This is a genomic window from Pseudanabaena sp. 'Roaring Creek', from assembly GCF_001402795.1.
Lineage (GTDB): Bacteria > Cyanobacteriota > Cyanobacteriia > Pseudanabaenales > Pseudanabaenaceae > Pseudanabaena.
Window position 1 is genome coordinate 1 of record NZ_LIRE01000751.1, and the last position, 25,718, is coordinate 25,718.

19 protein-coding genes and 2 pseudogenes are annotated in these 25,718 nt (G+C 42.9%); 16 read left to right on the plus strand and 5 right to left on the minus strand.

Annotated elements, in window-relative coordinates; translation table 11 throughout:
• The 11 genes and pseudogenes from AC805_RS26590 to AC805_RS22815 all read left to right on the plus strand — a co-directional run.
• A pseudogene (locus AC805_RS26590) lies at window positions 1-624 on the plus strand (PD-(D/E)XK nuclease family protein); the annotation flags it as partial.
• Window positions 625-859: 235 nt separating this feature from the next.
• Window positions 860-1,549, plus strand: coding sequence for a BON domain-containing protein (locus tag AC805_RS22770; protein ID WP_055077527.1), 690 nt, complete (start codon window positions 860-862; stop codon window positions 1,547-1,549).
• 114 nt (window positions 1,550-1,663) lie between these two features.
• Window positions 1,664-2,083, plus strand: a complete 420-nt coding sequence (locus tag AC805_RS22775) for a hypothetical protein (RefSeq protein ID WP_055077541.1) — start codon at window positions 1,664-1,666, stop codon at window positions 2,081-2,083.
• A 46-nt stretch (window positions 2,084-2,129) separates the two neighbouring features.
• The gene (locus AC805_RS22780; RefSeq protein WP_055077528.1) at window positions 2,130-2,501 is read left to right on the plus strand and encodes a DUF5335 family protein; all 372 of its coding nucleotides are present in this window, start codon (window positions 2,130-2,132) and stop codon (window positions 2,499-2,501) included.
• A gap of 181 nt (window positions 2,502-2,682) precedes the next feature.
• On the plus strand, window positions 2,683-3,354 hold the full coding sequence (locus tag AC805_RS22785; RefSeq protein WP_055077529.1) for a BON domain-containing protein: 672 nt from the start codon (window positions 2,683-2,685) through the stop codon (window positions 3,352-3,354).
• A gap of 115 nt (window positions 3,355-3,469) precedes the next feature.
• A complete protein-coding gene (locus tag AC805_RS22790) occupies window positions 3,470-4,030 on the plus strand; it encodes an HdeD family acid-resistance protein (protein ID WP_055077530.1) in 561 nt (186 codons plus the stop codon).
• 333 nt (window positions 4,031-4,363) lie between these two features.
• Window positions 4,364-5,668, plus strand: coding sequence for an NAD(P)/FAD-dependent oxidoreductase (locus AC805_RS22795; protein WP_055077531.1), 1,305 nt, complete (start codon window positions 4,364-4,366; stop codon window positions 5,666-5,668).
• 96 nt (window positions 5,669-5,764) lie between these two features.
• The gene (locus AC805_RS22800; protein WP_055077532.1) at window positions 5,765-6,172 is read left to right on the plus strand and encodes a hypothetical protein; all 408 of its coding nucleotides are present in this window, start codon (window positions 5,765-5,767) and stop codon (window positions 6,170-6,172) included.
• Between the two features lie 32 nt (window positions 6,173-6,204).
• On the plus strand, window positions 6,205-8,880 hold the full coding sequence (mgtA, locus tag AC805_RS22805; RefSeq protein WP_055077533.1) for a magnesium-translocating P-type ATPase: 2,676 nt from the start codon (window positions 6,205-6,207) through the stop codon (window positions 8,878-8,880).
• Window positions 8,867-9,346, plus strand: a pseudogene (locus AC805_RS22810) (DnaJ domain-containing protein); the annotation flags it as partial. The gene mgtA and the pseudogene AC805_RS22810, both read left to right, overlap by 14 nt.
• A 99-nt stretch (window positions 9,347-9,445) precedes the next feature.
• A complete protein-coding gene (locus AC805_RS22815) occupies window positions 9,446-10,525 on the plus strand; it encodes a transposase (RefSeq protein ID WP_231664223.1) in 1,080 nt (359 codons plus the stop codon).
• Window positions 10,526-10,551: 26 nt separating this feature from the next.
• On the opposite strand, the gene AC805_RS22820 is transcribed toward AC805_RS22815, so the two are convergent.
• On the minus strand, window positions 10,552-10,770 hold the full coding sequence (locus tag AC805_RS22820) for a type II toxin-antitoxin system HicB family antitoxin (protein ID WP_055077534.1): 219 nt from the start codon (window positions 10,768-10,770) through the stop codon (window positions 10,552-10,554).
• Window positions 10,771-10,968: 198 nt separating this feature from the next.
• Between AC805_RS22820 and AC805_RS22825 the strand changes: the two genes are divergently transcribed.
• Complete coding sequence (locus tag AC805_RS22825) at window positions 10,969-11,217, plus strand: DUF4926 domain-containing protein (protein WP_055077543.1); 249 nt, start codon at window positions 10,969-10,971, stop codon at window positions 11,215-11,217.
• 36 nt (window positions 11,218-11,253) lie between these two features.
• Here AC805_RS22825 and AC805_RS22830 read toward each other — a convergent pair whose 3' ends face one another.
• From AC805_RS22830 to AC805_RS22845, 4 genes are all read right to left on the minus strand, one after another.
• The gene (locus AC805_RS22830; protein ID WP_055077535.1) at window positions 11,254-12,441 is read right to left on the minus strand and encodes an LptF/LptG family permease; all 1,188 of its coding nucleotides are present in this window, start codon (window positions 12,439-12,441) and stop codon (window positions 11,254-11,256) included.
• Window positions 12,442-12,508: 67 nt separating this feature from the next.
• On the minus strand, window positions 12,509-13,237 hold the full coding sequence (gene lptB / locus AC805_RS22835; RefSeq protein WP_055077536.1) for an LPS export ABC transporter ATP-binding protein: 729 nt from the start codon (window positions 13,235-13,237) through the stop codon (window positions 12,509-12,511).
• Between the two features lie 125 nt (window positions 13,238-13,362).
• A complete protein-coding gene (locus AC805_RS22840; RefSeq protein ID WP_055077537.1) occupies window positions 13,363-13,956 on the minus strand; it encodes an LptA/OstA family protein in 594 nt (197 codons plus the stop codon).
• Entirely contained in the window at window positions 13,953-15,572 is a 1,620-nt protein-coding gene (locus tag AC805_RS22845) for a bifunctional pantoate--beta-alanine ligase/(d)CMP kinase (protein WP_055077544.1), read from the minus strand. Before AC805_RS22845 ends, AC805_RS22840 begins: the two co-directional genes overlap by 4 nt.
• A 1,225-nt stretch (window positions 15,573-16,797) precedes the next feature.
• Between AC805_RS22845 and AC805_RS22850 the strand changes: the two genes are divergently transcribed.
• From AC805_RS22850 to AC805_RS22865, 4 genes are all read left to right on the plus strand, one after another.
• Entirely contained in the window at window positions 16,798-17,382 is a 585-nt protein-coding gene (locus AC805_RS22850; protein WP_009627292.1) for a cell division protein SepF, read from the plus strand.
• Between the two features lie 108 nt (window positions 17,383-17,490).
• Entirely contained in the window at window positions 17,491-18,288 is a 798-nt protein-coding gene (gene proC, locus AC805_RS22855) for a pyrroline-5-carboxylate reductase (protein WP_156341545.1), read from the plus strand.
• 132 nt (window positions 18,289-18,420) lie between these two features.
• Entirely contained in the window at window positions 18,421-19,458 is a 1,038-nt protein-coding gene (purM, locus tag AC805_RS22860) for a phosphoribosylformylglycinamidine cyclo-ligase (protein ID WP_055077539.1), read from the plus strand.
• 1,168 nt (window positions 19,459-20,626) lie between these two features.
• On the plus strand, window positions 20,627-25,666 hold the full coding sequence (locus tag AC805_RS22865) for a GAF domain-containing protein (protein ID WP_055077540.1): 5,040 nt from the start codon (window positions 20,627-20,629) through the stop codon (window positions 25,664-25,666).
• Window positions 25,667-25,718 lie beyond the last annotated feature (52 nt).

The window sequence follows — 25,718 nt, forward strand, 5'->3', positions numbered from 1 at the left end:
CTTGCTGGGCAGGAACTGCCAGATGTGCCACAGGATGATATTCGCTACGTTTTAGATTTAGGGCTTTGTACTAACGAAAATGGCTTGGCGATCGCTAATCCTATTTATCAGGAAGTACTTCCTAGAGTGCTTGCCTATGTAACGACTGCTTCTATAGGGTATCTTCAACCTATCTGGCTTAGCGAGCAAGGTGAATTTTTGCCCGATCGCTTGTTGGAAGCGTTCTTATTATTCTGGCGACAGCATGGAGAACCATTATTTAGAAGTACGCCCTATCCAGAGATTGCGCCTCATATTGTATTGATGGCATTTTTGCACCGTGTTGTGAATGGTGGTGGCACGTTGGAAAGGGAATATGCCATTGGTTCGGGAAGGATGGATATTTGTTTGAAATATGGTAAGGTAACTTTGGGAATGGAGTTGAAAGTTTGGGCTGATAAAAGACCAGATCCAATCAAGGAAGGATTGAAGCAGTTAGATAAATATTTGTCGGGTTTGAGTTTGAATACAGGATGGTTGGTGATTTTCGATCGCCGTAAGGGTTTGCCGCCGCTAAGCGATCGGACGACTACTGAGAATGTCATTAGTCCTGCTGGTCGAGAAATTATTGTGATTCGGGGATAGATAACTAATTCTAGGGTTACTTATGCCTAGGCACTTAATATTAGGCTTTGGCGTTATATACCGATGTTAATCGAAATGATTTAGCTAGATGTAGGGTTATGGGCGATCCTTATAAAGATTTACTCATTATTTCAATCAATCTATTCAATCTATACGCTATTGATACACGATCTCAAACATTGAGAGAGGATGCTAGTTTTCATAAACAAATTCTATACAACGCTATGAGAAATGAATGAATACACTTCTATCTGTCAAAAAAACTGATGCAGATCTAAAGACTGATGTGCTGGCAGAACTCAAGTATGAGCCGAGTGTAAAGGTTACAGATATCGGGGTCTTAGTGAAAGATGGAACTGTGACACTCAATGGCTACGCTACTAATGCTGTTGAAAAATGGGAGGCTGTTCGGGCAACTAAACGAGTTGTTGGCGTAAAGGCGATCGCCGATGATATCGAAATCAAGCTTCCTGAATCCTTTATCAATACTGATTCAGACATTGCTGCTGCCGCGATCCATCACATTGATTGGTTTACGACTATTCCTAGAGGATCTGTAAAAGTAACGGTTCGGAATGGTTGGATCACATTAGATGGTGAGGTGGATTGGCAATATCTCAAGATTGCCGCAGGACATTTCCTACATCACTTGTCAGGTGTTAAAGGCGTTTCTAATGAGATCTCGATCAAATCTAGACTATCGGTAAAAGAAGTCGCTACGGATATTCAATCAGCATTCAAGCGTAGTGCCATGCTCGATGCCACTAAAATCCAAATCGAGGTAGCTGGTAGTAAGGTGACACTCAAGGGCAAGGTTCGTAACTATGCTGAGTTGGAAGAAGCAGAACGAGCAGTTTGGGCTGCTTCGGGCGTACTTACAGTGGATAACCAGCTATCTGTGCAGTGGTTTGGTTACGATTCTTAGAAAGTAACCACCTGTCAGAATGATGCTCTTTTGATTCTAGTTGAGCATCTCTCTAATTTAGAAACTAATTTAGAAAAACTCAATCAATATTCAATAATTAACAAGGACAATACCATGAGTACTACAGTTGACAATTTTACGAAAAAACTTCATGACAATTTGGAGGTGGTTGAAGAGCGGGTAAAATCGCTAAGAGACAGCCTGAAATCTGTGCCGAAAAAAACTCAAGATGAGATTCAATCTAAGCTTGACGGTGCGAAAGCAACACTCAACTCCAAGAAACAGGAATTTGACGAGTATCGAGCCAAGCTTAAAGCTCAATTTGAAGAAAAAGAGTCTGAATTGAAGTCGGATGTAGAGGAATGGAAGTCTAGTCGGAAGGTGAAAAAACTAGAACATCGGGCTGATAAGGCTGAAGACTATGCCGCCACCGCGATCGCTCTGGCAATGGCAACGATTGAAGAAGCCGAAGAAGCTACTTTGGCAGCGATCGCGGCTCGACTAGATGCTGAAGCTGCTGCAAAAAATGCATAGCAATAAAATCTATTTGATTTACTAGTTTTTTACCGCGAGGAATCCTATGACGAATACAATTGTCCTAAGCAAATCTATCCCTCAAGAGCAATGGGGTAAATTTTTTGATCAGTTTTCAGGTGATAATCTCGGACGACATATTGAGATTGAGATCATTGATTCAGAACTCGGTGATGAAGAATTGATTAAAAATGCACCTTTGTTGTCGATAATTTATGATCGCCCAGATAAGGGTGACAACTTGGCGATCGAAGTGGGCAAAGATGAGATGACCTATGGTCATACAATCGATTCACCAAAGGAGATCTCAACTGGGGAGAACTCAAATAGTGAAATTGTGGCGATTCAGATTAAAGATACTAATGGTAGAAAAACATTGATCAAACTGGAAGCAACGATCGCCAGTATATCTACATAGAGAGAGATTGCAATTTTCAAAATGAGTGAGCACTCATTTTGAAAACTCAAAACCCTTGTTAAGATTTATTCGTTATTTCAATCAATCTATTCAATGTATACGCCCCTGATACGCGATCTCAAGCATTGAGGTAGGATGCTAGCTCTCGTATAGAAATCCTGTATCACTTTAAGAGAAATAAATGACTACACTTCTATCTGTCCAAAAAACTGATATAGACCTCAAGACAGATGTGCTTGCTGAACTCAAATATGAGCCGAGTATCAAGGTTACAGACATTGGTGTCTTAGTCAAAGATGGAACTGTGACACTCAATGGCTATGCAACTAGCTCTAACGAGAAATGGCAAGCCGTGCAAGCGACTAGACGGGTTGCTGGGGTAAAGGCGATCGCCGATGACATCGTAGTTAATTTGCCAAATTCTTCGCTTCATACAGATGGAGATATCGCCACGGCAGCCGCACACCACATCGACTGGTTCACATCTATTCCGAGAGGAACCATTAAGGTGACAGTTAGTGATGCTTGGATCGTCCTTGAAGGTGAAGTCGAGTGGCAATACCTAAAGAGTTCTGCTGAAAACTTCCTGTATAACCTTTTGGGTGTTAAAGGAGTGTCTAATCTGATCACAGTCAAGCCCAGATTGAAGGCAACCGACATTAACAACGATATTAGAGATGCTTTCAAACGTAATGCTCTTTTAGATGCGAACAAGATCCGTGTTGAAATCTCTGGAAATAAGGTTACCTTACACGGCAAGGTTCGGAACTATACTGAACTAGATGAAGCCGAGCGAGTTGCTTGGGGTGCTGCGGGGGTGCATTCTGTGGACAATCAGCTCAAAGTGGAGTGATATAGATTTGAATCGTAATATTAAGAAGTGCAGCGCAAAGCTCTGCCTTTCCTAAACCTCATCTTTAGCTTTACCCAATTTTTAGAATAGCCTAGTCAAGAGAGAATCAATCAAAATGAGCGTTACAGAATACGAAGATACTGATGAGCAAGTTATTAGCTCTGGATGGATGACCGCGATCGCTATTGTGATGATTGGGTTGGGGCTCATTGCGATCGCATTTCCCTTTTTTGCTACCATAGCTTCCACCGTTCTATTTGGTTGGATCTTCATCTTTGCTGGAATTGCTCAAATTGCCTATACCTTTCAGTCTAAAGGTGCAGGAAAAATCGCTTGGAAAATGATTCTCGGCTTTTTATATCTCCTTTCTGGGATTTTCGTAATGATTAATCCACTCGAAGGAGCATTTGCTTTCACGATCGTTTTAGGAATTACGATTTTCCTACAAGGGATGATTCAGGTATCACTAGCTTTTCAAATGCGCTGGATCTCCCCAAACTGGGGATGGATGCTTGTGAGTGGATTCATCGGCATCATTTTCGGTATTTTTGTTTGGTCTAGCTCTCCCCTTAGTGCCACTTGGCTAATTGGCACTCTAATTGGAATTAATCTTTTGTTTGATGGAATTTGGATGCTAACTCTACATTCTGGCGATAAGTTGACTATTTCACATTAGATATATCAATCTCAGTAAACTTTTACAGTTCTCAAAACAAATCATAACCACAATATCCACAATGTAAGGAAATAAAATCATGACATATCCACATTCAGTTATTGGTCATTTCCTGTCTCATGTAGAAGCAGATAAATATAAAGCCCAAAACCTGTAGCAAACGCTGTGCGTGCGCTATAGGTTTTGATTCTGGGTTTTAATTATGCCTAGCTACTTATAGAAGTTTTTATTTTGCCGTAAGCAAAATAAAAACTTCTACCCCTTACTCTGATTGTTTTTTGTTTTGTAAATGGGTGGCTGCTCATTTGCAAAACGCTATACGAGATAATAAATATGTCGAATATCTTAGACAAAATATCAGAAGTTCCTCAACGATTAATTGCTCCTATAATTGCTCCTAAGACTCCCCCGACTTTAATTTTAGGTGGAGGCTTTACGGGCTTATTCACAGCATTACATTTGAGTCGTCTACATTATACGAATCCCACAATTCTCATCGATCGCGAATGGAGTTTTATTTTTAAGCCCCTCTTATATGAAGTTCTCAGTGGTGAGATGAATATGCAGTTTATTTGTCACCGCTATGACTCTCTTTTACATAAGAGTGGGATTACCTTTATTCGAGATGAGGTGCAATCGATTGACCTACAACACCGACAGGTTCACTTAGCCTCTGGATTGCATTATACCTACAGTAATCTGGTGTTATCGCTCGGCGGTGTGGTGAGTTACTTTGGTATTAAAGGAGCTAAAGAATATACTACCCCGTTTGCAACGATTGAAGATACGATCGCCTTAGGTAAACAGCTACGGGATTGTTTACAACGAGCTACTCAAAGTGAAGAATTACAGCAAAAAAAGACTTTATTGACCTTTGCGATCTTAGGTGCAGGTCGGACTGGCGTTGAATTAGCCGCAACTTTAGCGGATTTATTACCTGATTGGTATGACTCTTTAGGTGGCGATATTACCAATATTCGCGTAGTACTCATTCAACGAGGGAAAAAGATTCTCAAAGGCGATAGCGATCGCTTACGGCAGACGGCTGAAGATGCCTTGCAAAAGCGATCGGTATCCGTAGAAGTCATGCTTGAGACCGAAGTAGTTGAAGTACGCTCAAATATTATTGTGATTAAGCGCAACGATAAAAAAGAAGAACTTGCCGCCGCAACGATCGTTTGGACGGCAGGAATTGTCACAAACCCTCTCACCGATACATTATCGATTCCTGAAGGAGGTCGCGATCGACAGGGACGACTGAAGCTTACTGATACCTTAGAATTAATTGATTTTCCCGAAGTATTTGCAGGTGGTGATTGTGCGGTAATGGAGCATCCTTTGCCCTTAACAGCTCAAGTCGCCTATCAGCAAGGAGCCGCGATCGCCCATAATCTCCAAGCACTATCTGAAGGTCACTCCCCCATCGCCGTAGAAATTGAGATGAGAGGAACGCTCATGAAATTGGGGCTGAATGAGAGTGTTGCCGAACTCTTCGATCGCTATGAAGTTCAAGGTCATCTCGGGCATTTAATTCGTCAAGCGGCCTATATTGAGTTGCTACCCACCCTAGCCCGCAACTTTAAGGGAACAATCGAATGGATATCTGATGAGCTTTTCCAGAGATGTGCTGGAGTATAGCTTTTTTATGTTGTTGCCTCTATTGCTAACTAATAGTCGGCGGCTAGAATTTTTATCATGTGATAGTGTTTCATAACTCAGTAAAGGAGATAATCGATGAGTACAAAAGTAGGGCTGTGGATTGACCATAGGAAGGCTATTATCGTATCTATTACCAAGCAAGGGGAAGCGATAAAAGAGATCATATCGGATGTTGAAAAACAGCCTCGGCGTTCTGGTGACTCACCTCTTAAGGGTGCTTATGAAGCAGTTCAAGTTCCTGCTGATGATAGTCTTCAGAGAGCTTTTACAGGAAGTCTAAATGTCTACTATGACCAGGTTATGGACTCAATTGGTAGTGCTGAGTCTATTCTAATCTTTGGTCCAAGTACGGCAAAGGATGAACTCAAAGAACGTCTTAAAGAGAATAATCTCGATAGTCGTATCGTGGGTGTCGAGACAGTTGACAAGATGACAGATCATCAGATTGCAGCAAAAACAAAACAGTACTTTGCCAAATCTTGACGATTGAGCAACACTGAAAAATTGAAAATTTTATGCAGACTTTAAATCAGACTACGAACTCATCTAAAAGCCTAAAATCTCGCACCTCGGAGGATGCATCGGCATCACTGATCAGCATTGCTCAGAGCGATGTGAACGAAGTTCTCCACTTATTTGAAACTGAATCAGAGGGACTGAGCGAAACTGAAGCCAAGCAAAGATTAGATCGATATGGTCTGAACGAGATTGCTCGTGAAAAAAAGACCGCGTGGTATGTCCAACTGCTAAAAACAGTGACTAATCCTCTCTCACTTTTACTGATTGTTTTGGCGATCGTATCCCTATTTACTGGAAGTACAACCGCTGCTTTAATCATTTTTATAATGGTTCTTTTTGGCGGATTATTACGGTTTTCGCAAGAGTTCAAATCGAATAAAGCTGCCGAAAAGTTGCGAGAAATGGTCAGTGCCAAAGCCTCGGTTAGTCGTAAGAATAAAACTAAAAAGCCTGCATCTCCAGTCAAAGAAGTCACTGGAATAACTAAAGGGAAAGAAATTGAAGTAAAGCTGCTAGTTCCTGGAGATATTATTTTTCTGTCCGCAGGGGATATGATTCCTGCCGATGTTAGATTGATTGAGGCAAAAGACCTATTTCTAAGTCAGTCAACCCTCACAGGCGAGTCTCTGCCCGCCGAAAAGCATGTAGACCTAAGCGATCGCAATGAAAAAAATCCCTTAGAGCTAGCTAACCTCTGTTTTATGGGTACGGCGGTAGTCAGTGGCTCAGGAACGGCGGTGGTCGTTGAAACTGGCGGACATACTTACCTTGCCTCCTTAGCGAAAACTGTTAGTGGCAGCAAACCCCGTACGAGCTTTGATAAAGGTGTCAATGGCGTAACTATGCTGCTATTGCGCTTTATGCTAGTTATGGCTCCCTTAGTCTTTATGATTAATGGCATCTTTAAAAAGAACTGGGTTGAAGCATTCACTTTTGCATTGTCGGTAGCTGTGGGACTTGCCCCAGAAATGTTGCCTGTGATTGTCACCGCCAATTTAGCGAAAGGGGCGATCGCGATGTCTGACAAAAAGGTAATTGTCAAAAACATTGATGCGATTCAAGACTTTGGCTCGATGAATATTCTCTGCACGGACAAAACGGGGACTTTGACCCAAGACAAAATCGTTTTGCAGAGACACTTAGATCCCTACGGAAAAGAGAGTACTGATGTTCTTAAATATGCCTATCTCAATAGCTTCTATCAGACTGGTTTAAAGAATTTATTGGATATTGCCGTTCTCGAACATAATCAAGAACTGGAATCGTTAGAAATTGAGAAAAACTATCAGAAGTTTGATGAAATCCCCTTTGATTTTGTGCGGCGGCGGATGTCCGTTGTCATCGAAGAAATCGGCAAACAACATGTCCTAATTTGTAAAGGTGCTGTGGAGGAAGTTCTCAAGGTTTGTACTCAACTTAAAGTCCACGATCGCGTTGAGGCAATGGATGAGGCGGCTCGTACTAAGGTCTCTGATTTACAAAAAGCTCTCAACTCTGATGGATTGCGGGTAATTGCCGTAGCCTATAAAGTCATGCCCCCCGATCAAGATCGTTACGCGATTAATGATGAAAGCGATCTGATTCTATTGGGAAATATTGCCTTTCTCGATCCACCTAAAGATTCTGCTGCGGAGGCAATTAAAGCTCTCAAACGCACTGGTGTCGATGTCAAAATCTTAACTGGCGACAATGAAATCATTACTCGCAAAATCTGCAAAGATGTCGGTTTGCCAGTCCAAAATGTTCTATTAGGTAGCGATATTGAAGCTTTAGCGGACGATCAACTCGCCGAAGTCGCTGCAACCACAACTATTTTTGCAAAGTTTTCCCCCACTCAAAAAGCCAAAGTTATTCAGGTGCTACGCAAAAAAGGCAATATTATTGGATATATGGGCGATGGCATCAATGATGCCGCCGCTTTGCGAGAAGCTGATGTGGGGATTTCCGTGGATACGGCCGTGGATATTGCCAAAGAAGCCGCCGACATCATTTTATTGGAAAAGAATTTGTTAATTCTCGAATCTGGTGTAATAGAAGGTCGCCGAACCTTTGCAAATATCATCAAATATATCAGGATGGGGACTAGCTCTAATTTTGGCAATATGTTTAGTGTCTTGGGTGCGAGTGCTTTACTCCCTTTTTTACCGATGCAACCAGTCCAGATATTAATCAATAATCTTCTCTATGATTTTTCGCAAACAGGAATTCCCTTTGATGATGTCGATCGCGAAGACTTAGCTAAGCCCCCGCAATGGAAAATTGATAATATCCAACGCTTTATGATCTTTATTGGACCAATCAGTTCCATTTTTGACTATGCGACCTATGCCTTGATGTGGTTTGTATTTGGAGCAACGACTAGAGACAGTCAAGCGCTGTTTCAAACGGGTTGGTTTGTGGAAAGCCTGATGACGCAAACGCTCATCGTCCATGTTATTCGCACTTCTAAAATTCCTTTCTTCCAGAGTCGAGCTTCTTTACCGATGCTGATGATTACCGCTACGGTCATGGCTGTGGGCATATATTTACCCTTTTCACCGATCGCCTCAAGTTTAGGGTTTGTGCCTTTACCAGCCGTTTACTTTGTCTGGCTAGCCTTCATTCTCACTTGCTATTGCCTACTGACCCAATTTGTAAAGACTTGGTTTATCAAAAAATATGGCTACAGCTAAAACTGACTTTAAAGACTATTACAGCGTCTTGGGAGTGAGCAAAACCGCCACTCCCGAAGAAATCAAACGAGCATATCGGAAGATTGCCCGTAAGCATCATCCCGACCTCAATCCTGGAGATAAAGATGCGGAGGCAAAGTTCAAAGATCTGAACGAGGTGAATGAAGTACTCTCCGATCCAGAGAAGCGAGAGAAGTACGATCGCTTTGGACAGTATTGGAATCAACCTAACTACACTGAAGCGTCAACCCCTAGAGAAACTAATTCTAGAGAAACTAATACTGAAAATGGCTTCGATCAGTATGGAGACTTTGATGCGTTTATTAACGATCTACTAGGGCGATCGCAAAGGCGAGCCTCTAGTGACGGATTTCGCTCTCAAGCACCTGCACCAGACACCGAAGCCGCGATCGCCCTTACTTTCTCTGAGGCGTTTCACGGTGTCCAGAAGCGTTTGCAACTTGATAACTCACCTTACGCAGATAGAAAGCGCCCAAAAAAAATGACTGAGAATGTATACTGGAAGTAGGTTTGAGAGTAATTGCTTTGCCGAAACCAAGCTAAGATGAGGAAAGAAGATAAAAACATGAAGATGAACATGTTAGATCTTTATAGTGACTATCTAATTAGTTCTTTTGGAGCAACAACTGCAACAGGATTAGCCAAACTATTGAAGGGAGATATAAATCATGACGAAGTGACGCAATGGCTGGCACACAAAGAAAGAACATCAGCCGAATTTTGGGTAAAAGTAAAACCGTATGTGCGGAAAATTGAAAGTGAAGAAGGAGTCCTAATCATAGATGACAGTATCGAGGAGAAACCCTATACAGACGAAAATGCCCAAATCTGTTGGCACTATGACCACAGTAAAGATCGGCAAGTAAAAGGGATCAACTTTTTGACAAGCCTGTATAGCAATCAAGATATAGCCATACCAGTGGGGTATCAGCTAATCACCAAGACCGAATATTATGTCAATAAAAAAACAGGAAAAACAAACCGTAGGAGTGAGAAAGGAAAAAACGAATATTTTCGAGAATTAGTAGCCCAGGCGATGAAAAATCAAATCCAGTTTCGTTATCTCCTCAATGATAACTGGTTTGCTTCATCCGAAAACATGAGATTCATCAAAGGAGAGCAAAACAAAGATTTCATCATGCCCTTGAAAGATAATCGTAAGATAGCATTGAGACAAGAAGACAAAGCCCAAGGCAGGTATGTGAAATTAGAAGCAGTGAATTTAGAAGAAAACGACAAGAAAGAAATTTATCTCGAAGGAGTTGAGTTTCCCTTATCGCTAATTAAGCAAGTTTTCGTAAACGAAGATGACAGTATTGGTGTTCTCTATCTAGTCACTAGCGACCTAACAATCACTTACAAGCAAATTACAACAATCTACCGTAAACGCTGGAAAGTTGAAGAATATCACAAGTCTTTGAAGCAAAATGTTAGTCTATCGAAATCGCCGACCAAGACAGTTGACAGTCAAGCCAATCACTTCTTTGCATCTTTGTGGGGATATGTGAAATTGGAGGTTCTTAAACTCAATTCTAAGCTCAATCATTTTGCTCTCAAATCCAAATTGTATATTAAGGCTTTGCAGCAATCTTACTTGGAATGGCAATCCCTGAAACCTTTTTAGACTTCTGCGTAAGGTGAGTGACATAACTAAACTTCCACAGGAATCTGCTCGATTAAAGATTTACTAGAAGGAATCTCCTTATTTTGTTGCTTATATGCAGCAATCATTTCCTGTAAAGCATCTTGCAAAGATTCACGACAAAGTTCCAGAGTTTCACCCTCAGTTATTACCTCTTGCCATTCAATGAGTTGCCCCATGTAACCTGAGTCAATCTTTGTATAATTTGCGGTAAAGGTTGTAAGCATATATTTAAGTTTAGCTAAAGCCCTGATTTATTTCACTATAACAAAAAACATCTTTGAATATTGGCTATTTTTTCCAGTTATTGGCGAAATCACTGGATTAGGCGATCGCCAACTATCTGTAATTACGTTTTGGCTGCAAAGAGCGATCAATCAGAAGTTTCAATTCATTACCCTGAAACCATACAAGGAGAAAAAATCATGAATCTCGAACTATATCAACAAGTTTGTCTAAACTACGATCTACCAGAATATCAACTTAAAAAAGGTGATATTGCCACACTAATCGACTTTGCAACCCATCCTCACAATCAAGAAGAAGGCTGTATTTTGGAAGTATTTAATGCTCTTGGTGAGTCCATTCATGTTGTTGCTATTCCTAAGTCTTGGATTGTTTCCCTACAATCTAATCAAATTTTTAGTGTGCGGACTTTTGCCCTAGCAAGTTAATTAAACTGAAGACTTAGACTCTAAAAGCGATCGCGATTATGTCACCCGCATGAGGATCGTGATACCAGCCGCAATGCCGATTAAATTAGGCAACCATGCCGCCAAGAGTGGTGAGAGAAACTCCACTTGACCGAGAGCGCCACAGATAAATAGCAAGAGATAATAACCAAAAATAATCAACACGCTCAAACCAAATCCGATCGCTGCACCCGTTCGTTGCGGACGCATCCCTAGAGATGCACCAACTAGAGCAAATACTACACAGATAAAAGGCAAGGCATACTTCTGTTCCAGCCTGACCTCTAGCTTGCGGATCTCCTTGGTATTTCCCGATTGGGACAACAGATCGATATTCCGACGAATATCGGCAATATTCATCTCCTCCGCACTGCGTTGCTCTTGAGCGAGATCGAGTGGAGCGCGAGGTAAGCGTAAATTCTGATCGTCAAAGCGAAGGATACTGCGGTAATTACCATCGGGAGCAATTAAATAGGTCGTACCCTTGCTAAATTTCCAGACGCTCTGTTCGGGGATCCAAACCGCCGACTCTGCCGCCAGAATTTGCTGGAGCTGACCCTGCGAAAAGTCTAAAACCGTTAAACCGCGCATCTCCTTACCATCAAAGCTACGGGCATAAAAACTACGGACTAGCCCCTGTTTAGTTGTGCCATCATCCTGAGGCACTTCCCCATACTGCTGATAAAAAATATCTTGGCTCTTAAACTGAACGTTTTCCTGATTTAAGGCAGCTCGTAACGTACTGCGCGATTGCCAGTTTGCCGCAGGAACGATCGCCTCATTAAATACATAGGTCAAGCCCGTCACAAATAGACTCAGCACGATCGCAGGCAAAACCAATCGATAAGCACTTACTCCACAACTGCGTAAAGCCGTCGTCTCGCCATCCCCAGACATGCGGCTATAGGAGAGCAATGTCGCCAACAGCATTGACATGGGGAAAGAGTACACCATGAATCCTGGGATCTGATAGCCAAAAATCTGTAGTGCCGTTAAAACACTTAATCCCGCATCAGTAATCAGGCGAATGAGCTCAAAGAGCGAGCCGATCGCTAAAATTACCGAAGAAAATGCGCCCACACCAAATAAAAATGGGGTTAGCATTTGGGTAGTTAAATAGCGATCCATGATCGAAAGTTTCGGTAGCCATCCTAGCGACACGTTTGTAACTTTTTTCCTTGAGTGAGTCGTTTGTAAGGTTGCCATTTCCTTTATCGAGATTACAGGTTTTTGGTTCGATTATTGTTGCAAGATCGCAGAATCTAGAAGAACATCAAAAATGAAATTTTTCGCCCAAGTAATACTTGCGAACGTCGGGATCATCAGCCAATTCTCGGCTAGAACCATCCGCAAAAACCTCACCTTCTCGCATGATATACGCCCGATCGGTGATCGACAGAGTTTCCCTCACATTATGATCGGTGATTAACACCCCCATATCGCGATCGCGCAAGTTGCTGATAATTGTCTGAATTTCGCCCACAGCGATCGGATCGATGCCCGCAAAAGGCTCATCCAACAGGATAAATTTGGGTCCCTCCTCACCAACAGCCAAAGCTCTGGCAATTTCGGTACGGCGACGTTCTCCCCCCGACACTTGGATTCCCATCGTATCAGCAATTTTGGTCAAGCGAAATTCTTCTAGCAAAGTCCGCAACCGATGAATGCGTTTTTGCTGCGGCACAGCGGTCTGCTCCATCACCAACAGGAGATTGTCCCGCACCGTTAACTGCCGAAAAATCGTAGCCTCCTGTGCGAGATAGGCCATGCCCATCCTTGCCCGCTTGTGAATTGGCAAACGGGTAATGTCTAGTTGATCTAGCCAAACGCTACCACTATCAGGCTGAATTAGCCCAGTTGCCATGTAAAACGATGTGGTTTTGCCAGCACCATTAGGTCCTAGCAGTCCGACAATCTCCCCCTGTTTGACCGTGAGGCTCACTTGCTGAACGACTTGCCTGCCATTGTAGTTTTTACTAACGTTGTCGAGGGTGATTTGCATTACTCAATTTGGTTGGCTCAATTTGGTTGGGAAGTTTGAAAATGTAACACTGAACTTATTTACAACAAAGCATTTTTTGCGCTTTTAGACATCAAGTCTTTAAACATCAAGTCATCAAACATCAACTATTTACCATCAGGCAAAATTTCCTGTGGTTTTGGTTGTAACTTTTCGGGAGCAACTGTTGAAATAGGAGGACTAACTTGCTGTTTTTTGAAGGAAGGCTTGATTTGGGTTACAGGCGTTGATGAAGTTGCGGGGGCATTAACAGCATCGCGGTCTTGGACGACATAAACGGTTTCGACCTGCTGGTTACTTGGTGGGACGGCAACAAATTTACCCTCACCAATTAGGTAAGTAATGGTTTGGGCTTTGATGCTATTGACACCTTCCTGTGTAACAACCACATTTCCCGTCAAAACTACACGCTGCTCTTTAGAAAAATACTGTGCTTGCTCGGCGATCGCATCAATCTGTCGGGCGGGATAGGTCATTTTTACATTTCCTGTTGCCGTGACTATTCCCGTAATCGAGTTCGCCTCCTGCACGTCAGCACGGATCGTCAGCGCTGAGTTAGCAGGTTGGGCTTGGCTGGGGGGCAGAGAGCTATTACTAATCGCCAAGGGAAGGGCGACGAGCAATAACTTGGTGAGCGAGGATTTAATGAACGGGGATTTAAAACTCGCCAATAATGGTGATTTAGAGAAAGAGCAGGTCATGGGTTTTGTACCTTTTGTTCATACAAATTTACAATGGCTGCGACCACTTCTTCTATAGATAGACCATCAGTATTGACTAAAGTTGCATCTTCAGATTTGACTAGTGGTGAATGGTCGCGGGTAGAGTCCTTGCGATCGCGTTCTTGAATTTCACGTTCGAGGGTGGCAAGATCGGGTGCTACCTGACCTTGGGCAATCAGATCGGCTTGACGACGTTTAGCCCGTTCTCCTGCTGAGGCTGTCAGAAAGATCTTGACTTCGGCATCGGGAAATACATGGGTCCCAATATCACGACCTTCCATAACTACCCCACCTGTCTGACCGATCATTTGTTGTTGCTTGACCAAAATTTCGCGGACACCAGCTTGGGCGGCGATCGAGGAGACATTTGCCGTTACTTCGGGGGTGCGGATTTCCGTCGTGATATCTTCACCATTCAGTAAAACCTGCATTGGCTTACCCGCGATCGGATTGGCAAAGAGTTGGATTTTGGATTTGGCAGCAATCTCTTGTACCTTGTCGCGATCGCGTAAATCGATACCTTCTCGCAATACCGCCAGCGTAACGCTACGATACATTGCTCCAGTATCTAAAAACAACAAACCTAATTTATTTGCTACCTGCTTAGTGACAGTGGACTTGCCCGCACCAGCAGGTCCATCGATCGCGATGATCGGTTTTCGAGGTGTAATAGTATGACTCAGCAAAATATTATCGATCAAGCGTGTATTTCCAATTCGAGCCGCGATCGCCAGCATTAACTCTGATTCGGACGTAATTTGAGTACATGGTTGTAGCGTCTTGGCATCGACTAACTCAATATACTCTAGGTTAATCTCAGGTAGCTTGTTTAAATAATTTTGCGCGGCTCCAATAATTTGAGACGGCAAGCAAAGATCGTAACAGAGAAAAAATTGCTGTCTGGCTTGGAGCAAACTCTGGTAGATATGCACCGCCAAAACGCGATCGCTTGCTGATAGGTATTGATTGCGAGAGCTACAGGCTAGCCCGCTAGGTTCGCGTACCGTCGGACAACCCACAATCTCTACAGGCATATTCAAATCATTCACCAATTGCCGAATAATCGCCAACTGTTGCCCATCTTTGCAGCCAAAGTAGGCTCGGTCGGGTTGGACGATATTCAAGAGCTTGGTAACGATTGTAGCTACCCCCTGAAAATGTCCGATCCGCGATCGGCCACACATAGCATCCATCATCTCTAACGGGGGGATTACCTCCGTTAATTTGGTATTTGATTTGGCATTTGAATCGGCATTTGAATCGGCATTTATAATTCCCATCTCCTCCATATTTGGAGCAAAAACTGCGTCAACTCCCGCTGTTTCGCAGATCTGGAGATCCCCCTCTAGGGTACGGGGATACTTTTCAAAATCCTCACCCGCTCCAAACTGCAAAGGATTTACAAAAATACTCACAACTACGCAGACATTTTCAGTTCTTGCTCGATCGATTAGGCTTAAATGACCAATGTGCAAAGCTCCCATAGTTGGTACTAGCCCCACCGACATTTGTCCCGATGATTGCCCTAATGATTGTTTTAATTTATGAGTATTTAAGTAGTTACGCAGCGAAGCGATCGTCGTAAATAGCTGTATCAAACAATCAACCTCAACAAAATCACTATAAAAAGCATAACTGCCTCCTGTCGGAAGTGAATATGCTCTTTATAGCGTGGTTATACCAAAGCTCAAAATGGCATAGCCATTTTGAGCTTTGAAAACCCTTACTGTGTTTGGCTTTTAATTTATAGCTATCGCCAAATGTACTAGGACATAAACCCCAAGAATTGACTGGCGGTGCGAAGCACCGCCAGTCAATTCTTGGGGTTTAATTTGTCCTAAGTCAAGTGACTGTAGCTATATAACGTGAGTGCGGGATAATTTGAAACGGACTTTGAGAAAGGGTTTGCTATGCAAACCCTTTCTCAAAGTGCAACAGTAAAAGCCCTGCTTAGCAAGGCTTTTATTGTTGCACTCTTAAAATTTGCCTGCTTAACCCGCACTGACGTTACTTACCCATTTTTTAGCGAAAGCTTGCCATATAGAGACAAACCTGTTATAAGTTTTAGCGTTCCTAGCTTAGTAGCAGTCTGCTTTTGATAGCTAGTGTGGAATTTATCTCGCTGAGAGGTTAGCTAATTCTTACTAAAGTTATTCCAAAAAAGCTGTAACTAAGAACATTAGATAGCAGTTAGTTTTGTATCCTAGAACACATTAATCTTTGATAAAGAGCGTCTATCTAAAGCTAAAATTCCTGACTGGTTTGGATAGAGATTAGATAGATATTCTTGAGTTATGTTTTTTCATTTCTGGCAATGACTAACACAAATAGCTTTGAGAGTTTCTTGAGTAGGCTAGATTTTTATTGGGATATTATTCCCCATAATTATCATCATTTAGGCTCACATAGACACTCTAAATAAATATAGGTTCGGATCCTAAAACCCTTAACCTCAGTGCAAGTTTAACAATAATTAAAAACTTGTTAAGGGTTGAAGGAAAGTTTTTATAGATGTAATGTCTACCTAAATACTTTAGTCCCATATATATCAAGGTTTTGTGCAATAAAAGTCGTGTTTTGTCGTATTTAAAAAATTTAGCCAGTATATCTAGCTTTTTTCCCTGTTATCGGTTACAGTCTGCGAGTAAATATTTTGTCAATACTGTTTTAGACAGTAAAGACAATTAAACAATACTAGACAAAGTAAGTCTCTAACTAACAGGGCTACTTTATTAGATTCGCACTCCTCATCTAGTCTAGAAGAATAAAGTTTTGGCTGCAAAGCCCGAACTGAGGAGCAAACACTAGGAGTTAATTACGATGGGAATTTTTACAAAGCTCAAGGATTTTGTTGGTTTGTCAGAGGCTCAAGAGTACGAATACGAGTATGATGAAGCTTCTAGTCGCGAGTATCAAGACATTTATCAAGAAGATAATGGCGCGATCGCCCCAGAACCTGAAGAGCCCCAAGCTCGCCGCACTCGCGAACGTCCTACTGCTTTAAGAGCCACAACTGAAAGTATGAGCAATGTAATTGGTATGCCTGGCGCTGCAAATGGTCTATCTCAAGTCATGGTGATGGAACCTCGCAGCTTTGAAGAAATGCCTCAAGCAATCCAAGCCTTGCGCGAACGCAAATCCGTAGTGCTAAACCTGACTATGATGGATCCAGATCAAGCTCAACGTGCCGTTGACTTCGTAGCTGGTGGTACCTATGCCCTTGATGGACATCAAGAGCGTATTGGCGACAGCATCTTCTTGTTTGCACCTTCTTGCGTTCAAGTTACATCACAGTCCTCAGTATTAAACGACGCTCCTATGCCTCAGCCTCGTGTAGTACGTCCTACTGCTGCCCCCGCACCAGCATGGTCTGCTGAAGCACCTGTCAGTCGTTTCGCTCAATAATTAAACCAATAATTAAATCAATAATTAACTTAATAATTAACTAAACCGATTAATAACGCTTAGTAAAACGATTAATAATTAAGTTGTTAGTTATTTATTGGTGAATTCTTGAAAGCTAAACTCAGTATTATCGGTGGCGGTGTCATGGGTGAGGCTATTTTGTCTCGTCTTGTCGCTAGTCATATATATCTGCCATCCGATGTCTGCGTCAGCGATCCGATGCCAGAGCGTCGCGATCTACTCGCAAAAAAATATGGCGTGCAAGTTACGCCTAATAATTTAATAGCTGCCGAAGCGGAGATTCTGCTCTTGGCGGTTAAGCCTCAGTCTTTAAATGCCGCAGCAATCGGTCTTGCTAATGCTCCTGCGCCTTGTATTGTGTCAATTTTGGCTGGTGTGACCTTGGCTCAACTGGAGGTAATGTTCCCTTCTAAGTCAATCATCCGCGCAATGCCAAATACACCAGCACAAGTAGGTGCAGGGGTAACAGCGATCGCTGTTAATACATTGGCGACAAAAGAGCATATCGAGGCAGTGCGACAAATTTTTGGGGCGGTGGGCAAGGTTGTAGATGTTGCCGAATCGCTAATGAATGCGGTCACGGGTTTATCTGGTTCTGGTCCTGCCTATGTTGCCTTGATGGTGGAAGCTATGGCTGATGGTGGTGTTGCCGCTGGCTTACCAAGGGCGATCGCGATGGAATTAGCGATGCAAACTGTGTTGGGTACGGCGCAATTGTTAACCGAGACTAAGCTACATCCCGCTCAGCTCAAGGATCAAGTCACCAGTCCCGCAGGTACGACTATTGCAGCGATCGCCCAGTTAGAAAAATCAGGGCTGCGTTCCGCTATGATAGAAGCCGTGCTTGCTGCAACTCGTCGTGCTGAGGAATTGGGCAAGCCGTAAGTATTTATTTTTCACGGCGATCTTCAAGGGATCTCTGTGAAGTATTAAAACTGGCAATTAATATTTTTTAAATTTACCAAGGCTAGCAAAGATAGCCTTGGTAAAAAGTGATGAAACTGGGAGTTAGAGGTTTTGGATTATCGTCAAGCGGGTGTAGACATTGAGGCTGGTCGTACCTTCGTTGAAAAAATTCGCGATTCAGTGGCTCGCACCCATCGTCTCGGTGTATTGGGTGATCTGGGTGGATTTGGTGGCTGTTTTGAACTACCTGCGGGTTATCGCCAACCCGTTCTCGTTTCAGGGACGGATGGCGTGGGCACAAAGCTCAAAATCGCTCAATCGGCAAATAAACACGACACGATCGGGATTGATCTGGTCGCTATGTGTGTCAATGATGTGCTGACCTCAGGAGCCGAGCCGTTATTTTTCCTAGACTATTTGGCTACGGGTAAGTTAGAACCCGATCAGCTTGCGGAAGTTGTCAAAGGTATCGCCGATGGCTGCCAAATGGCAGGTTGTGCTTTGTTGGGTGGCGAAACTGCTGAGATGCCAGGATTTTATGGTGTCGGTGAATATGATGCGGCGGGCTTTTGTGTCGCGATCGCCGAAAAGTCGGAAATGCTGAACGGCACACAGGTAAATATTGGTGATGTGGCGATCGGGTTGGCGAGTTCGGGCATCCATAGCAATGGCTATAGCCTTGTCCGCAAAATTATCGAAACCAAGGGTTATAACTGGAGCGATCGCCTTGACAATCCAATTTCTCCTGAAACTCAAGACTTGACCTTAGCGGAAATTTTTCTCACGCCAACGCAGATTTATGTCAAACCTGTCTTAGCAGCCTTGAAAGCCGATCTGGGGATTCATGGACTGGCACATATTACGGGTGGAGGTTTACCTGAAAACTTACCTCGATGCCTTGGGGATGGTCAATCAGTGGAGATTCTGCGTCATAGTTGGCAAATTCCCCCCATTTTTCAATGGTTACAAGCGCAAGGAGAAGTGCCAGAACTAGATATGTTCAATACGTTTAATATGGGTATTGGCATGGCAGTCATCGTCGATCCAGCTAAAGCGGATGCGGCGATCGCCTATTTCCAAGCACAGGGTTTTACCGCGAATCGCATTGGTCAAGTCATCGCGGGTGAGCGATCGCTGATCTTTGTATAGTTTTGTCACACTTTCGTAAGTTGGTATAACGTTGGCTTCGACTCCGCTCAGCCAACGGTACTTTAATTACTAGCAAGTCCCTAAGTAATTCAAGCGGGGACAACTATATTTTTCAAGTGCGATCGCTATAGATAGCGATCGCCAGCTATTGCCAAATGTACTACGAGATCAAAGCCAAAGAATTGAGTGGCTGCGCTTTGCGCAGCCACTCAATTCTTTGGCTTTGATCTCCTAAGCAAACCTTACGTTGCTATATATCATTTTCGCAAATTACACAAAAGGATGAAATATTCACGCAAGTTATTTTATATTCATTAAAATAATGGATATAAATCATTTTACTGCGCGCCTATTTTGTTTTTAAATATGTCCACAACCATCGCTTAAATTGCTATTAATTCGAGATTAATCGATAAGGTGGAGGTCATTTCATATTTAAATCAAGATCCTAGATTTTAATTAAAATTTTAATTAAAATTTTAATTAAAATAGCCATCAGCTAGAAATAAAAATTCCCCGAAATTAAGTTCTTCGCAAATTCAAAAATCTAAAGATAATCGATATTCAATGCACCTCTCATAGTGCTTTACTCTTAAATCCAAATCAAGAAAAAATTTTGAAAGTATTGCTTTGTAAAACTTTTAAGAATTTTGTGTTTTTTTAATCGAAAATTGCTGTAAAGAAGAGGCTTCATTCTTGAAAGTATTGGAATTGATCGACTTTTAGGCGAGCGATACTAAATTTTAAGTGTAGATTAAGTATAAATTTTCAACTAAAATATTAGACATCCGACAACACTTTGAAGGAATTGTCAGAATGTATAAAATGTAAGGAAGATTTATTGATTATTGGGATATCTTGTTACTACGGATAGTTATGATAAAAGGGTTATAACTCTGATGACAGAAACTTGAAAAATAGGGGAATAATTATTAAATCAAAGAATACGATTAATGCATCATCTAGCCTTATATAGCAATCCTAAATGGTTTGCGGATGTCCCCAAAAAGGAGACGCTTCCACAAACCTAAAAATCTACAAATGATTTAGGGCTGCTATATAAATGGGGGAATATAAAATAAGGACTAGCAATACAAAAATCGATTGTTTTATGATTTTTAGATATATTTTTGTTTTTTGTTAAAAATTTAATGGCAGGTATTCTGGCTTGAGCGTAGCTAACCCCAACGCATCCGAATTAAGTTCGGCAATCATCCGCCCTCCTGTGGTAGTTGCTTCCCATACTAAGGTTATGGAAGCGATCGCCCAAATGCTAGGGGGTGGGGTTGATGCGTCTGCGCTCTCCTCCCCTAGAGCTCGCCATAATGATCGTCATAACGATTACCCTTTAGAGTCACCCTCTAGCTACGTCCTCGCGATCGCCGAAGATGGCAGAGCGATCGGCATTTTAACCGAGCGGGATGTGATGCGGCTCAGCTTTCAACAGGCTGATTTCACACGCTTACAGATCCATGAGGTCATGACTAGTCCCCTCGTGACCCTATACGAAGCTGATTTTCGCGATATATCCCTAGCGGTTCAACTCTTCCAGCAGCATCCCATTCGCCATCTGCCGATCTTGGACGCTCGGGATCGTCCCGTAGGGATCGTTACCACCGAAAGCTTACAGCGGTTCCTGCAACAACAGAACCAGCAGCAATATATTGCCGAGTTAACCGCAAAAAACATCGCCAGAGAGCAACTGATAGCCCAGATCGCCGATTACATCCGCCTCTCCTTCAACTTGCAAGAGGTTTTAGATCGCTGCGTCGTAGAAGTACGTAGTTTCTTGCAATGCGATCGCGTTGTGGTCTATCAGTTTCAACCCGACTGGAGCGGGCTGATTATTGCCGAATCCGTCGAGAGTCCCTTTGTCATTTCTTTAGGAAATCACATTCAAGATTCCTGTTTTCAGTCGCAAGCGAAGCAACGTTATGACCACGATCGACCGATCGTCGTCAACAATATTTACAATGCTGGCTATGCACCTTGCCATATCGAAATCCTAGAGCAATATCAAGTTAAAGCAAATATTGTCATTCCCCTTCAAGTATCGGGCAATCTCTGGGGGCTATTGATCGGACATCAATGTCGGGATCATCGGGATTGGCAGCCTGAAGATGCTAGCCTTTTACGGAATATTGCCATACATCTAGCGATCGCCATTCAGCAATCATGTGCCAAGGAACAAGCCCAAAAAGAGCTGAAGGAACGGCAGAGATCGGAAGCTCTAATTCAACAACAGTTAGCCGAACTGACCGAATGGTATTATCGCTACGAAGCGGCGGAGAAAGCTAGCGGACAAATGCTCTATGAGTACGATCTGAGCAGCAAGTCTCTGATCTGGGGTGCAAATATTGCAAGGGTTTTAGGGTTTACAGTTTCCGAATCCCCCCAAAATCTATCGGATTTGTTGTCCGCGATCCACCCTGAGGATCGCAATCATTTTTTTCAGACCGTGGAAATATGCCGTACTAATCAAACACCCTTCTTTTGTCAGTATCGATTGAAGCATCAAGAGGGACATTATATTTGGGTCGAAGATCGCAACCAATGGCTATTTGACGATCGCGGCGATGCCAAAAGGTTAATCGGGATGATTGCCGATATTAGCGATCGCAAAAATGCCGAAATAAATTTAAAGATCAGTGAAGCCCATCATCGAGCCTTAATTAAAGCCATTCCCGATCTGTTTATGCGCATCGATCGTTCGGGCATTTACTTGGAATTTGTCAGCATTCCCAATCAACATCGGATCGTCGGGCATTTGCCAGATATGAAAGGAGTCCATGTTTCAGAAACCATGCCGCCTGAGTTATCTCAAAGACGGATGGAATATATCGAACTTGCCTTGCAAACCCAATCATTACAAATTTACGAACAGGATTTTTCCACCGCCGAAATCGATCACATTGAAGAAGTCCGCGTCGTTCCGTATCATGAGAATGAAGTACTATTACTAGTCCGCGATATTAGCGATCGCAAAAAAGCGGAGCGGGAATTAAAACATACCGAGACACTATTTCGAGAAGCTCAGCGCATTGCCAAGATTGGTAATTGGGAACTTAACTTAACGAACGAAGTTCTCTATTGGTCTGACGAAATCTTTAACATATCCGAGATTGATTCCCAGCAGTTTAGCGCATCCTATGAGACATTTTTAAACATTGTTCATCCCGAGGATCGGGAGATGGTGCATACAGCCTATCAGCAATCGGTACGCGATCGCCTTTCTTATAACATAGTCCATCGACTTCTTTTACCCGATGGTCGGATTAAATATATTCAAAATCAAGGCGAAACCATTTATGCGGAAGATGGCTCCCCGAAATTATCTCAAGGCACAATACAGGATATCACCAGCCTCAAACAGACCGAGCTAGAACTAGAAAGCCTCAACGATCAACTAGAAGCAAGAATACTCGAGAGAGAAACTCGCTATTGGGCGCTTATGAATGGAGCCAGCGATGCGATTATGCTAGCGGATTTACAGGGCAATATTTTAGAAGTTAATATGCAAGCCGAACAGATACTGGGCTACAGCCGCGCTGAATTAACCTCCATGCATTTTACCCAATTGCATCCACAGGAAGAACTGCCCCGCCTAAAAACTGAGTTTGAGAGTCTTGCCCACCAGCAAAAAATACAGGTTTATGACATCATCTTTATCACAAAAAATGGTCAGTTAATTCCCTTTGATGTGTCTGCTTCCGTAATTGATATCCAAGGCGAGCCTATCCTTCAGGGGATTTTTCGGGACATTAGAGATCGTAAACAAATAGAATCAGACCTCCAAGAGAGTCGCGATCGGTTTCAACAGAAGGCTTCCCAAGAAGCTATTCTCCGCAAAATCACCCAACGGATTCGTCAATCGCTAAATTTACAAGTAATTTTTGATACAGCTTGTCACGAAATTCGACAAATACTCCAAGCGGATCGAGTGGGTATTTTCCAGCTTGATGCGGCTGCTAATTATACCGATGGTGAATTTGTTGCCGAATCAACGGTAGAAAGATTTTCTTCGGTATTAGCCATCAGATTGCAAGACTATTGCTTTGGAGACAATTATGCCTTTTCCTATAGCCAAGGTCGATGTCGTATCGTTGATGATATTTATCAAACAGACTTAGAAAAATGCCATATCGCTATCCTCGAGCAGTTTCAGGTGAGAGCAAATCTGGTTATTCCCCTCCTTTGTGGTGAGAATTTGTGGGGTTTACTATGTATCCATCAATGCTCCTCCCCTCGTCACTGGCAAAACTTTGAGATCGAACTCAGCCAGCAAATTGCCAATCAGTTAGGGATTGCCATCTATCAAGCGAATTTATACCAGCAGGCGCAGTCTGAGTTATTGATTCGGCAAAAAGCGGAAGTGGCGATCTCCCAACAATTACGGCAACAGCAAACGATCGCCGCAATCACCCAAAAGATTCGCGAATCCTTAGATATTAATGCGATTCTCTCCACCGTAACCCGTCAGGTCAAAGAGGTACTCAATTGCGATCGCGTTATCGTGTTTCGGCTCTTTTCCTATGGGGATAGTCAAATTGTTGAAGAGACCGTATCTCCAGAGTTTACATCGCTTAAATCCCTCCGTTGGGAAAATGAGCTTTGGTCGCCAGCAATCCTCGATTACTATTGGCAGGGTAAACCGCGGATCGTGCCTGATGTCATGGTGGATGTCTGGACAGATTGCTTAATTCCCTATTCTATTGAGGGGCAAATCAAGTCAAAAATTGTTGCGCCGATCCTCCAAGATTTAGGTAATCTTGAAAGATCGCGCTGGATTTCACCCCTAGCTAACAATAAACTTTGGGGTGTTTTAGTCGTTCATGCTTGTGCCGAAAAACGAGTTTGGCAAGATTCAGAAGCACAGCTATTGCAGCAAATTGCCAATCAATTAGCGATCGCGATTCAACAGGCTAGCCTATTTACAAGGGTGCAACAAGAATTAAGCGATCGGCAACAAGCCCAGCAGCAGCTCACAGCCACTAATCGCAAACTTGCGCTGTCAAACCAAGAATTAGAGCGGGCAACTCGACTTAAAGATGAATTCCTCGCCAATATGAGCCACGAACTGCGCACACCTCTCAATGCGATTCTGGGCATTACCGAAGGGCTCCAAGAAGAAGTTTTTGGGGTATTAAATGCGAAGCAAAAGCAAGTCTTGCTGACTGTAGAACGCAGTGGCAACCATCTATTGGATCTAATTAACGATATCCTCGATCTCGCTAAAATTGAAGCAGGAAAAGTGACCTTAGACCGCTCTCTTACAAATATCGAACAACTCAGCCAATCGAGCTTGATGTTTGTCATGCAGCAGGCTCTCCAAAAGAACATTCAACTACATATTCAGATAGAAAAGTCTCTACCTGACTTGAAGATCGACGAACGCCGCATTCGTCAAGTGTTAATCAATCTGCTCAATAATGCGGTCAAGTTTACCCTAGAGAATGGCAGTGTCGTTCTCGAAGTCACTTTGCACAAAGTTAGTGATTCCAATTTACAAGATGTTACGCATTGGGTGAGATTTGCGGTCATCGATACGGGGATCGGAATTGCCCCTGACGCGCTACAAACCTTGTTTCAACCCTTTATTCAAGTGGATAGTGCGCTCAATCGTCAATATGAGGGTACGGGCTTAGGATTAGCCTTGGTAAAAAGGATTGTAGAAATGCATGGTGGGCAGGTCTATGCCACGAGCGACTTTGGTGTAGGTAGTTGCTTTACGATCGAACTCCCTTATAACGAGCAGGATTCTTCACTCTCGTTAAAACACAGTAATTCCTTTCCCTCGAACTTTGTTCCCGAACCCGACACTAAGGATAGTCAACTGGAGCATCCTCTAATTCTCATCGCTGAAGATAATGAAGCAAATATTATTACCTTCTCTAGTTACCTATCAGCCAATGGTTACCGCGTCATTGTTGCGAAAGATGGACAAACAGCGATCGATCTCGTGCAATCCGAACATCCCGACTTGGTGCTGATGGATATCCAAATGCCAGAGATGGATGGGCTTAAGGCGATCGAATATATTCGCCAGCATCAATTGACTAATGCGCCAATTATTGCGGTTACAGCTTTAGCGATGGTTGGCGATCGCGAAAGATGTTTAGCGGCAGGAGCCAATGACTATCTGAGCAAACCCGTTAAGCTCAAAAAACTAGCCGAAGTGGTGCAACAGTTTCTTCATCCTCCCTGCTAGGTTTTATAGCTACAGTCACTTGAATGAGGACAAATCAAACCCCAAGAATTGA